Below are 12,032 nucleotides of genomic sequence, written 5' to 3' on the forward strand. Positions count from 1 at the left end.
CGGTCCGCCACCCACCCCGCTGTTGCGGTTGCACCGCGGCGCCAGCTCGAGCCGACACCGGCCGCCGCGATTTTCGTCATGGATGCATGTTCGTCGGCCCGTGAGCCGGCCGCATGATGTGTTTCGAAGAGCGGAACCGATCTATGCCGGCGGCTAGTTAAGCGATTTCGGCACGTTGGGCGTGTGCGGCCGAGATGGCGAGCAGTTCGCGGCGAACGTGGGCCCTGACGCGTTCGAGTTCGCCGGCATCGAAGCTGCGCCGGCTGACGCCATCGCTAGGCGCGGTGGCGTTGGACAGATGGGGCCACACCTGCGCGGCGACCCGCGCGAACAGCGGCGGGCCGCCCATCGCAACGACGGTAAAAGGCCCCGCCTGTGCCCAGCGCCGGGCAAGACCGTCGCGGACCACGATGTCAAGGTCCTCGGCACTGACGATGCCCTCGTCGACCAGGCAGACCGCTTCGCGCAGAAAGGCGAACTGCAGCCTGTTGATCACAAAGCCCGATACATCTTTGCGAACCCTGATCGGGGTTTGACCCATCGCGCGCAGCACAGCCTCGATATCCGCGTAGACCGTCGGTGAAGTTTGGGATCCGGCGATCAACTCGACCACAGGAAATGCTGCGGGCGGATTGAGATAGTGCGTGCCGACCAGCCGGGCGGGGTCAGCCAGGGCGGCCGCGATATCACCGATCAGCAGCGACGAGGTGTTGGTGCACAAGATAGCCGACGGACACGCCGCCTGAGCTTCACCGAGTTGCACCTGCTTGACCTCGAGCACCTCCGGCAGCGATTCGATCACGATCGCAGCCTCGGTGGCGGCTTCGGTCACCGTGATGCACCACTGCACATCGACGCGGCCGTTATTGACCTGGCGACGCACCCGTTCGATCGCCTCTTCGGGCGATGTTGACGGCGAGGTCGTCACCCGCACCTGGTATCCCGCCGTCACGTACTGGGCAGCGATGGCGGACCCCATCAGTCCCGCGCCCAGCACCGCAACCGTTGCCCCGGGACCTATTTCACTCATTTCGACCTCCTCCTCAAAACTGTGCGGACACCCGACCCAGGCGGTCGAGCTCCGCGTCGAATAGGTCACCGCGGGCGACGCTCAACGGCGCGGTGATCGAACCGGACATGATGATGCTGCCGCTGGACAAGGGCCCCTGCTCTGCAAGTGTGTTCGCCAGCCAGGCAAGGGATTTCAGAGGGCCGCCCAATACCGCCGCACCCGCGCCAGTCTCGCGCACGGTGCGGTTCTTGGCGAAAACGCAACCGATCATTCGCAGATCCAAATCGGTGACCCGGACCGGGCGCTCCCCGAGGACGAACGCCCCGGACGAGCCGTTGTCGGCGATGGTGTCGCGCAGCGTGATTCGCCAATCACGGATACGGCTGTCGATGATTTCTATTGCCGGTAAGCAATAAGCGACCGCCCGGGCAGCGGTGGCAGCGCTGACACCGGGGCCGCACAGATCGTGCTCGAGCACAAAGGCCACCTCGGGCTCAACCTTGGGGGCAATGAATTTGTCGAGAGGTATCCCTTCGCCGTCAGCTAACAGCATGGTGTCGAACAGGTGACCGTAATCGGGAACATCGACTCCCAGCGCGGTGCGCATCGGCGCCGACGTCAAGCCGACCTTGTATCCGACGACAACCTCGCCCCCCGCCGTCCGGTCGCGGGCTTGCGCCACCTGGATCCGGTATGCGTCATCCACTGTCATCCCCGAGGCCCGCTCCACCAGCGGATCAATCGGGCGCCGAGTCTTATAGCAGCCCAGCAATTCCTGTGCGACGCTCTCATGCTCGCGTGCGGTCATCACCATAACCAGTCCGCTCTCATCACATTCCGGCACTAATGCCAGACCGTTTCGACCACCGCGACCGCGGGGGGATTGCCAATGCCATGGCGCCCTCTCAGTCGATCGCCTCAGGGACGCGCAACGTGTCGGCGAACAACTCCTCGGGTGCCACCGCCCGGTTGCTGAGCCCCTGCTGAAAGGAATATCGGCACGCCGTGTCGAGCGTCGTCCTGTTCGCCTCAAGCCCGTAGGGCCACAAATCCGCCCCGTAGATCTCGCGGGCATCATCAAGCCGATGCAAAAACCCCGGCAGCGCCACCGGCGAGTGCCCGCCGATGCCCTTCATCCGTTCCAGGCAAAGGTCTTTGGCCGCGACAAACGCCTTGTACAAATTGAGCGCAACCCACGGGTGGCGCTCATAAAGATCCCGTTTCACCACGACCAGATGCATGATCGGATAGACGCCGGTGCGACCGAAGTATTCGATTTCGGCCGCCAAGGGATCCGGGTAAAGCCGGCGCACGATGGGCGCTGATCCCCCCAGCAGCGCCGACCCATACGGATTCAGGCTGGCCGCTACCGATCCCTCGGCCAGCATCTCATCGATCGTTCGCTCACGTTCGACCTCAATAGTCACATCGGGTATCGAAATCGATTCGCGCTCGATTCGGCCGGGGGTGTGATGGCCTGCCTGCACCCAGGTAATGCTGCGATGATCGAGGCCGTACTCGTCGAACAACAGCCCACGCATGAAAAGCGCCGCGGTCATGTGGTATTCGGGAACAGCGATCCGCTTACCTGGCAACTGGTGAGCGGATTCGATCTCCCGACGCAAGATGATGCCGTCATGGCGAAAGACCCGCGAGGTGAACACCGGCAGGCCCACATAGCGATCGTCGCCTCGCGCGACGCGCATGATGAAGCCCGATAACGACATCTCCGCGACATCGAACTCGTCGCACTGGGTGAGTCGCCAAAATGTCTCGGTAGGAGTCATCGTCAGCGGGACCAGGTCGATCCCGTCCGGTCGAATCTCTCCGGATCTGATGGCCTCAGTGCGGTCATACCAATCGCACGCAAACGACAGGGACAGCCTCACCCCTCACCGGTCCTCTCGTTGGCGGCCATGGATTGGCGCCGCAGATACGCATTCGCCATGCCTAACAACTCCTCCACCGTGTCGTCTCCTGGGTCGAGCAGAATGGCCGAATTCAAGCCGGCCCGCGCCAGACGTCCCAACCCGGCAAAGCAGGCACCCAGATCGCCTGCGACGGCGAACGTGTCGATCATCTGGTCGGTAACGTGTTGCTCGGCCTCGCGGCCGGCGCGGCGGGCTTCTTGCAACAGTCGTGCGGTGTCGGCAGCAAGACCGCCCTGGATGGTGATGTCATGTACCCCATGGATACCGAGATAACGCGCGAGCGGCCGCCGCACCGCCGTACGGGCGTGTGCGCCGCTGACCGCCATGATGTAGGCGGAGATATCGATCCCGCGCCCCACCCTCTCGCGCACCCAGCGCACATAGCCGGGTGAGGTCATCACCGACAGCACCACACCGTCAGCATGTTTGGCAGCCATGGCCATCATCCGAGAGCCCTTGACCCCAAGGTGTATTCGCGCAGGCTCCAATTGCGGGTGCGTCAACTGGGCGTCAACCGTGAAGTGCTCACCGCTGAACCTGACCCGCTCGCCGTCGAGTGCACCGCGGATGATCTGGGTGGCCTCGCGCAGCGCCGACACCGGCGCCCGAAACGGGATGCCACAGCGATCCTGCATCCAGCCTTGGTTGCTCGCACCCAGCCCCAGCAACGCGCGGCCCGGCGCCAATTCGCGAAGCGAGGCGAACTCCATCGCGATCAGCATCGGATGTCTGGTCCACGGATTGATGACGCCCACACCAACATTGGGTCTTGTCGTGACGCTGGCCACCGCGGCGGCCAGCACGAAAGCCCCGTTTTCGAAATAGTCCTCCGAAACCCATATTTCCGCCACCCCCGCGTGTTCGGCGGCCTGCGCGACAGCCACCGCGTCCGCGGCCGACCTAGTGCCTGCGATCAGCAGCCCAACGCGCATCGTCACGGGTGTACCCCGGCCGGCAGTGCCGCTTGCAACGCCGCCAGGGAGGGTTCGAGAACCGCGAGATTCGGCAGGTGCTTGGCCGTGGCGCCGGGGTCTTTCAGGCCGCTCGAGGTCGACAGCACCACCACGGTGTCGTCATCGCGGATCCATCCGCGATCGGCCAGCTGGTGCGCCGCGAGCAACGTCAGCGCCGATGACCCTTCGACGTAAAAGCCTTGCGTCGAGGCCAGCTCGAGCTGCATGCCGACGATCGCCGCATCGGAAGCCTCGGCGACCGCGGTCCCGTTCGTCGCGCGTATCGCATCCAACCCTTGATAGGTCGCCACCGGAGTCGCCACCGAGAATGCCATCGAGGGCCGCGTGACAACCGTGGGTAGCTTGCCATCCCGGAAACACAGCGCGCGCGCATACGCGCCGAACGGGTCGACCGCCACCAGCCGCGGCATTCGGTCGGCCAGGCCAAAAGAAACAAGCTCGGCGAACCCCCGCTGGATCCCGGCCAGTCCGTCGCCGTAGGCGACCGGTGCCACCACGACACCAGGGATCTCGCCCAACTGGCGCCACAATTCGTAGGCGATGGTTTTGTAGCCCTCGATGCCGAACGGGGTGGAGCCGATCGGCGGGCTCAGCAGCCCCGATATCGGTGCCCATCCGAAGGCGTCGACCGCGGCCCTCATCACCGACCATCGGTCCTGGCTGTTTTCATAAGCCACCACGCTGGCCCCGTACGCCTGCATCAAGGTGCTCATCTGGGGTGGCACGCTCGACAAGGTGAGCACCACGCAGTCCATGCCGGCGGCCGCGGCATATGCGGCGACCGCCGCGCCATGATTGCCGGTCGAGGACACCACGACCGTGCGCGCTCCCGAGGCGGCCGCCTTGGTGACCGCGACAGCAGCGAGCCTGTCCTTGTATGACCAAGTGGGATTACGGGATTCGTCCTTAAGCAGCAGCCGGTTCAACCCCAGCCGTGGCCCCAGGCGCTCCAACGCAATCAGCGGCGTCCGCCCCTCTCCCAGGCTAACGGGCACGTCCCGATCCGCTAACGGCAGCAATTCCCGATACCCGAAGATGCCCGGCGCCGAGGCATCGAAGGGAAGAGGACGCGGCGTCAGGTCGTAGACCGGTATCAGGTTGACTCCCACCCCCGAGCCCGCGCACGGGTTGCATCCCAGCGGCGCGTGTGACTCTGGTGCGTCCTGCCCGCATCGCGGGCAGCGCAGATATGCCAGGTAGCGGGCACTCATCGTGGCACCACGGCGAGTTCTCGATCCAACGTGGTGAACAGCTCGAACCCGTTGTCGGTCACCACCCCGGTGTCTTCGACCATCATTCCGCCCCAACCCAATTCGTAGTAGGGCGTTTCCAAGCAGAACACCATTCCGGATTGCAGAACCGTCCCGACGTTGGGTGCAACGATCGGTCGTTCGTAGACGGAAAGCCCGATGGCGTGGCCCACGTGGTGGCGCCGGTATCGGGCCAGCCCATGGGCGCGCACGGTGTTGACCCCGATGTCGAAGAGCTCAGCGGCGGTCACGCCGGGTTTGGCCTGCTCGAATTCGGCTAAGACGCCGGCGTGTAAGGCGGCGTAGCGAGAACTCTGGCTCGGACTCGGTGGGCCGACGACAGCCGTCCGCGCGATATCCGACCAGTAGCCGTCGTACACACAACCGATGTCGAAGCGCACCAGGTCGCCGAATCCGATTGCCCGGTCCGAGGCGAACGCGTCGGACAGCGCGCTGCGCTCGCCGGAGGTAACCACGACGAACCGTGGGCTTGCCCCGTGCGCTGCCATCGTCTTGGCGACTACGCTGGCGATGTCGTTCTCCCGGCGGCCCGGCACGAGTGCGGCGATCCCGGCCTCGATGCCCCGCTCGGCGATCGATGCCGCGGTCCGCAGCAGCTGCTGCTCGGCGGGAAGCTTGATCGCACGCACCCCCATCAACCATTCCGTGGCATCGACAAATTGCGATGTCAAACCGGCCGCCATGATGGTTGCCCGCACCGAGGACTCCAGCGCGAGAACTGATTTCGGTCCGGTCATCCGCGAAAGCGCCGCCGCGATAGCACCGGAAAAATCGCCGTGATTCTCGATATCCGTGGTGAGCCGGCCCTCGAAGAAGAATGTCCCGTAGCTGATAAGCTCGTCCGGCGTCAGACCGCTGTCCAGGGCTGCGGCGCGCTCGCCAGCTCCCACAATCACCAGCAGCTGCGTCGGTGAGACAAGAGCGGCGATCATGGCGTCCGAAAACACCGAGGCCGCAACACTTCTGAACCCCGATGCGTATTGGACCGATTCCGCCGACGTAAGCAGCAGCATATCGAATGCGGCGTCGGCCAGCGCCGTTTGCAGCCGGGCACGACGTTGCGTGGCGAGCTGCGCTCTCAGACTGGTGTCAGTTTCCAATGGCGGGTGCCACCTCCGTCATGAATTCGGCCATCGCATCGTTCATCTGCGCCACCGACGAAGCGGTGAACACCAGGCCGGCCAGGGTGGTCACCCCTGCTTGCCGATACCCGTCGATCTGTTCGGCCACATCCTGGGCGGTGCCCACCAGATTTCTGCTGACCAGGTCATCTTGCTGACCGGCTAGCGTCGAGCCCGCCAGGGATCGCAAGTGCTCGCTGAATTCGGATTCCAAGAACACCTTTACGGCTTGTTCCTTCGTCCGGGCCACCGTCACGCCGAGTTGAAGAGCAACGTCGAAGCCATCGAGCACCCGGCCCGCGCCGGAGGCGTAGATCTCTATGTCGGCCAGGCCCGCCTTCACCTCCGCCGGCGTCAGACATCCGGGCATCCAGCCGGTCGCAAATAGCGCCGCACGGCGTCGGCTGCCCGGCGAGTTGCCTCCCGATAGCACAGGAAGCCGGCGCTGCAGAGGTTTCGGGAAACTCTCCACTTCATGGAACGAGACCCATTGTCCGCTGTATGACGCTCGGTCCTGCGTGAACAGAACCTGCAGAGATTCCATTGCCTCCTGGGCGAACTGTCCACGGTGCAGATCCCGCCCCGACCATCTCGCCGTGAACTCTTCGCGGTAGGCGCCGATGCCGACACCCAAAATCAGCCGCCCGCCCGAGATCTGATCCAACGTCGTCGCCTGTTTAGCGAGAACCAGGGGATGCCGAAACGGCAAAACGGTGACCCCTGTAGCCAGCCCGATCCGTGTCGTGCGGGCCGAAACGTGGGCGAGATAACCCCACGGGTCCAGGAAGGTCGGTGGTGTGGAATACCTTTCGCGCACATAGCGTGGCGTGTTGAGGTGATCATTGCCCCAAATCGAGTCGAAGCCGAGGGTTTCCGCCAAGACGGCCGACTCGAGCGCCTCGGCGACAGAGGCGAACGGGGATGGGTACATAAGCCCCTCGGTGCACGTCGGTACCGCAACACCAAGTTTCATCGCCGCCCCAGTTGCCATCGACACGCTTCACAGCCTTGCCGACAAGGGCGCCAACGCGAACACCGCGTTCCAGCATTCAGAAACGAGTCGCCAACGGCAACCCGCTCCAAAACATGCGCCCGACCGGTGAGAACGCCAGTCGGCAGACGGGGCGGTATGAGCTGGAAATGTTGTCGCACACCGTCTTTACGTAGGACTCCCGAACCCGCCGAACCGTGGTTCGACGACAGTCAGACCGCGGCTTCGTCGTTGCAGCGGACCGCCAGGCCCAGCAGGAACTCCGTCACGATCTTGTTGAACGTCGGCGCGTCTTCCCATTGGGGCCAATGGCCGCAGTTGGCCATTTCCACGAACTGCACATCCGGTATGTACTCGCTGGCTTTGCGGGCCTGAGCGGTCGGGATCGTGGGGTTGTGGTCGGTCCAGATGAAAAGCGTCGGCTGCGACACCTGGCGCAACGATTCCGGGGTCATCGGCACCGACACAGAGTCGCCCCTGCGCAACGCCGCCACGAGATCGGCGTTGGCGCGGCGGATGTTGTCGCGCTGATAGTACAAAAAGCGAAGGGCGGCAAGCTCGTCGGTGAGCGACTTCGCCGGCTCGTGGAACAGCCATGCCAGCCTGTCGCGCACCCCTTCCATCGTGGGCCCCTGCTCGACGATCCGCGCATTGCCTTCGAGCAGACCCTGCATCCCCCGAGCCAGTCGTTCGACGTCTTCTTCGGTCGTATCGACCATGAATGGGCCGCCGCCCACGACCACGATCACGCTGGAGACGCGGTCGGGATACCACAGAGCGCCCGACAAGGCGTGGCTCGCCCCGAACGATTCGCCCAGCACGCATGCCTTGTCCACGCCGGCCGCATCGAGAATCCCGATCATGTGGTCCACGCGGTCGCGCATCGTGGGCATGGTCTCCGGGTAGTCGGTCATCCCGGACCCGAGATAGTCCGGAGCGATGACGTGGAAGCGCTCCGAAAGCGGAACCACGTTCCTGGCAAAGGCTTCGGCGTGACCGCTCGAGCCATGCATCATCAGCAACGCGGGACCCGAACCGGCTTCCAGCACGCGCGTGCGGATCCCGCCGACGTCATAGAAGCGGACCTCGGCGCCGGCTAGCTCGAGCCAAAGCGTCTGTGCCATCGTGATGCTCACTTTCTTATTGCCGTAATGTGTTTTTGCGCCCCCGCGAGCGGGCTGATGGCCTGCTAGAACAAAACCGACAGCGCGCGCGGCAGCACCGGATGGGCGAGCTGGATTCGGCGTTCGGAAAGCTTCAACTGCCCATCGTCGCGCCGCAAGCGGTCCGCGCGCCGGCCCACGAACAGCGCCCCTTGGCTGTCTCGGGCCCGGATCTGCCAGAGCATGAAGTTCGATTGGGCCGCCAACCCGTCGTCGAGCTCCTGAACCTGAACGTTCGAGATGAGTCGGCGCTTCAAACTGGGTGGGCGCTCGACATGAGTGTGCGGCGACATCAGCCACTGACACCGGTTACGCAGCGACTGCATGTTCTCATCCAAGTAATGTCCGCCACGCTCAACCACAGTCGGCTCGACGCCGTCTACGAACTCGATGAGCGGACAGAAATACCAGATGTCGTGGCTGAGTAATTCCAGCCATTCCTCGTAGCGGCCTTCGTCCAAGAGCAGCGCCTCATGGAAAAAGAACTGCTCGACTTCCCGCACGAGGCTCTCGACAGCCATGGACATAGTCAGTCAGCTCCTCATCAGCTGTGCCCAGTAGCGATAGATCGCGAGCTGGTTGAAATCCGAGTACCCGAACGCGGTCTGGCCGGGAAGTTCCTCAAAATGGGTATCGAGGAACTCCTGCGGCGGCCGGATGCCCATTCCCATCTCGTAGTTGAGCCGATGGCGCAGCGATTCCGGCGATCCCGCTGCCAGATCCATTCGGGTGAAGTTCTCATAGTCGTCGGGTTCGACCATCCCGGACGGGGATTGGGTGCGGATGAGATCCTGGGCGGATCGCCGCTTCAGCGATTCGGGCGCGTCCTTTTCGACGACGATCCACTGCCAGTAGTCGACTTTGCGCGGCCCGGCCGGGTGCAATTGCATGAGCCCCGTTTGATTGACCGCGGTGCCGCGCGCAATGAAGCCCATATTCGGAAATATGGTTCCGACCGTGAAGTTGCCGGGATAGATGCGCGGGTCCGGCTTGGCCTCTTCCAGCTTGCGGTAGCGCTCATCAAGGTAGTCGAGGGCCTCTTGGTCCAGGAATGTGGCGGCGATGTGCCGGTCGTAGTTCTTCGCGTCGCCGTAGAGCTGGGCGCCGATAAGACCGTGTGGCGGTGCGTTGTCGGCGCCGCTGTTGGCGTGATAGAAGCGCATGTGCCGGTTGTTGAATGTGCCCGGTTCTTCGGCTCCGGGATCTTTGACCATCAGCGAACCCAGGTGCGAACTCCACGGGTGGTAGACGTCGCCGGCCAGGTTTTCTGCGGTCAGCTTCCAATTTCCCGACAACACGAGGCGCTGAGCACCCGGCAACACCTCCATGCCGCCGGCGAATCCCCGCACCAGTACCCAATCGAGATACTCGCGGATGTCACCGAGGTACTGGTCGAGCGTCAGCTCCGACTCCCATGACGCAAAGATCAGGCCGCCGTATTCGGCCACATGCGGCACCGAGATCAAACCCCACTTGTCCTTGTCGAGCACTCCCTCATAGCTGACTTCGTAGAACGGGGCGTCTTTGAGGCTTCCATCGTTACCGTAGGTCCAGCCGTGGTAGCTGCAGGTGAAAACACTCGCCTTGCCGCGGTCGAACGGGCACACCAGATTGCCGCGGTGGCGGCACCTGTTGAGATGGACCCGCAACGCACCCTTGCGATCCCGGACGAGGATCACCGGGTCTTCGCCCATTTGATTGGCCAGGAAGTCGCCGGGGTTTGGTACCTGGGATACGTGTCCGACGTACAGCCACGAGCGCCGAAAGACGCGTTCGAGTTCTTGGCGGTAGATACCTTCGTCGAAGAAAATCCGCGGATCCACGCGACCGCGCTCGACATCGCCGGCAATTGCATCGAGATCCACTGTCACACTCCACCTCCAATCGACATCGCGAGCGCCGTGCGGCTTCCAGCCAAACAGTGCTGCCTCCCAAACATCCAGTATGGTTCCGCATCTCGGAAGAATCCCGTCTGGCCACATCGAATGCCCGATATTCGGCGCAGACCGCCACGGGCCGCTAAGGCACTCAAACGCCTTGCACCGCCATCAGCTCAGCCGCCCGCGGGCCAGGGGGCCGGCATCACACCGGTTCAAATTGAGAAATCAGCCACCGACCGCCGATCTTGTCCAGAGTCACCCGCACGCTCGACGCGGTGTTGGTGGGTGGGTCATTGCCCACGGTCACTGTCTGGTTGACAAACACCAACACCACAGCGTGGGAGGGGCTTGCCGAAATCGAAGCCGCTGCAGGAACATTGGCCAGCGCCGAGATCTGCTTTTGCTTGGCTCCAGGAATGACGACATCGTGAATCAGCCCGGTATAGGAATTGCGGAAATCCCCGGTCAGCCGGTCTCGTGCGGCCCCCAAGTCTTTATCGACCGTGTCCGGTTTATACGACAACAACGCCACCATGTCGTCAGTCGCGGTGCTCACGGATTCCGTTGCCGCCAAACGAGACTGACGGTTCGAGGACTCTAACCACTTCGCGTAGCCCACACCTGTCGCCAGGATGAGGCTCAGTGCGGGCAGCAGTCCGTATGCCAGCACGCGGACCCAACGGATGCGACGCTTGCGGTTCGCATCAGAACGAGCGTCACCTTCTGGCGTGTCGGAGGTTTCGCGCTCACCGGTGCCACCATCGAATGCTGCTACATCGGCTGTACCGGCGATCTCGTTGCGATCTGAGGTGTCGCGATCGGTGGCTTCGGTGCCCTTTGGCGCCGATTCTGTGACGTCGACGGTTTCGGTTGTCATGGCACGAACTCCACATTCGAGACCTTGGCGCCCTCACCGACCCGCTGGACCTGAATACGCATCCGCCATGCCCGTGGTGGTTGGTCGGCCGCGGCGGCATTGGAGGACTTAACCGTGACCGCCACCAGCACTTGAGCCTGGTCTCCTTGGTCGGATTCGAGTGCCGCCGCGGTGATGGTGCCCTCGGATTTCGACCGGGCCTGCTGCACGACGTTGACGAACGCGGGCGAGCGGCGCTGGAAGTCGTCATAAAACGCGCCGGTCGCAGAATCGAGGATTCGCTGCACGTCCGCCTCTGCCTGGTTGTAATCGATTGTGGTCAGATTCAGCGCAGCCTGGCGTCCGGTCTGCAAGAACACGTTGCGTTGCACCTGCGCCTGCTGTGCGTGGTAAGCCCGCCAGCCCAGCCAACCTCCAGCACCGCTCAACGCAACCACGCTTACCAACCCGAACACCACGGCAAGCCGTACACCCGAGCGCGCGGACCTGGCGGTATCGCCGTCATCGACTGTGCACTCATCGGGTGAGTCGCTGAGCTGGGCTTGCGACTCCTCGCCCGACGGCGAACCAGGTTTGTCATCGACAGCTTCCGGGTCGGCCGCGGTCTGACCATCTTGTGGGTCAATGGCCTGGGCTTGTGATTCCTCGGGCGGCGGCACGGCCCATTCGGCGTCGGCGGCATCACGATCGTCAGCCACGTGTTCCTCCTAGGGCGCCCTCAAGGTAAGGGGCAATTCTCGCCTCGCCCGCCCGCCCGGATCCAGCGCGGTTCCGCAGATTGGGCCCCGATCTTTCGTCCCGCCATTCGGGCA

At 63.7% G+C, this 12,032-nt stretch carries 12 protein-coding genes; all 12 read right to left on the bottom strand.

Annotated elements, in window-relative coordinates; genetic code table 11:
* Positions 1-157: 157 nt before the first annotated feature.
* Positions 158-1,030, bottom strand: coding sequence for a 3-hydroxyacyl-CoA dehydrogenase family protein (locus A5706_RS31570; RefSeq protein ID WP_082964768.1), 873 nt, complete (start codon positions 1,028-1,030; stop codon positions 158-160).
* A 13-nt stretch (positions 1,031-1,043) separates the two neighbouring features.
* Complete coding sequence (locus tag A5706_RS31575) at positions 1,044-1,820, bottom strand: 2-keto-4-pentenoate hydratase (RefSeq protein WP_068140718.1); 777 nt, start codon at positions 1,818-1,820, stop codon at positions 1,044-1,046.
* 97 nt (positions 1,821-1,917) lie between these two features.
* The gene (locus tag A5706_RS31580) at positions 1,918-2,718 is read right to left on the bottom strand and encodes an ABC transporter substrate-binding protein (protein WP_156767437.1); all 801 of its coding nucleotides are present in this window, start codon (positions 2,716-2,718) and stop codon (positions 1,918-1,920) included.
* A 179-nt stretch (positions 2,719-2,897) separates the two neighbouring features.
* Positions 2,898-3,875 (bottom strand): LLM class flavin-dependent oxidoreductase, encoded by a 978-nt coding sequence (locus tag A5706_RS31585; protein ID WP_068140549.1) that lies wholly within the window; start codon positions 3,873-3,875, stop codon positions 2,898-2,900.
* Between the two features lie 2 nt (positions 3,876-3,877).
* Positions 3,878-5,128 carry a pyridoxal-phosphate dependent enzyme gene (locus A5706_RS31590; RefSeq protein ID WP_082964769.1) on the bottom strand — a complete coding sequence of 417 codons (1,251 nt, stop codon included), beginning with the start codon at positions 5,126-5,128 and terminating at the stop codon, positions 3,878-3,880.
* The gene (locus tag A5706_RS31595) at positions 5,125-6,288 is read right to left on the bottom strand and encodes a Xaa-Pro peptidase family protein (protein ID WP_156767439.1); all 1,164 of its coding nucleotides are present in this window, start codon (positions 6,286-6,288) and stop codon (positions 5,125-5,127) included. Before A5706_RS31595 ends, A5706_RS31590 begins: the two co-directional genes overlap by 4 nt.
* Positions 6,278-7,300, bottom strand: coding sequence for an LLM class flavin-dependent oxidoreductase (locus tag A5706_RS31600; RefSeq protein WP_068140724.1), 1,023 nt, complete (start codon positions 7,298-7,300; stop codon positions 6,278-6,280). The genes A5706_RS31595 and A5706_RS31600 overlap by 11 nt, the downstream gene beginning before the upstream one ends.
* Positions 7,301-7,512: 212 nt before the next feature.
* Complete coding sequence (locus A5706_RS31605; protein WP_068140726.1) at positions 7,513-8,424, bottom strand: alpha/beta fold hydrolase; 912 nt, start codon at positions 8,422-8,424, stop codon at positions 7,513-7,515.
* Positions 8,425-8,489: 65 nt separating this feature from the next.
* A complete protein-coding gene (locus A5706_RS31610; protein WP_231985488.1) occupies positions 8,490-8,984 on the bottom strand; it encodes an aromatic-ring-hydroxylating dioxygenase subunit beta in 495 nt (164 codons plus the stop codon).
* A 12-nt stretch (positions 8,985-8,996) separates the two neighbouring features.
* Positions 8,997-10,328: a Rieske 2Fe-2S domain-containing protein gene (locus A5706_RS31615; protein ID WP_068140560.1), complete on the bottom strand. Its 1,332-nt coding sequence runs from the start codon at positions 10,326-10,328 to the stop codon at positions 8,997-8,999.
* A 217-nt stretch (positions 10,329-10,545) separates the two neighbouring features.
* On the bottom strand, positions 10,546-11,220 hold the full coding sequence (locus A5706_RS31620) for a hypothetical protein (protein WP_068140562.1): 675 nt from the start codon (positions 11,218-11,220) through the stop codon (positions 10,546-10,548).
* The gene (locus A5706_RS31625) at positions 11,217-11,918 is read right to left on the bottom strand and encodes a hypothetical protein (RefSeq protein WP_068140563.1); all 702 of its coding nucleotides are present in this window, start codon (positions 11,916-11,918) and stop codon (positions 11,217-11,219) included. Before A5706_RS31625 ends, A5706_RS31620 begins: the two co-directional genes overlap by 4 nt.
* Positions 11,919-12,032 lie beyond the last annotated feature (114 nt).

This window comes from Mycobacterium sp. E796 (assembly GCF_001672815.1).
Classification (GTDB): Bacteria; Actinomycetota; Actinomycetes; order Mycobacteriales; family Mycobacteriaceae; genus Mycobacterium.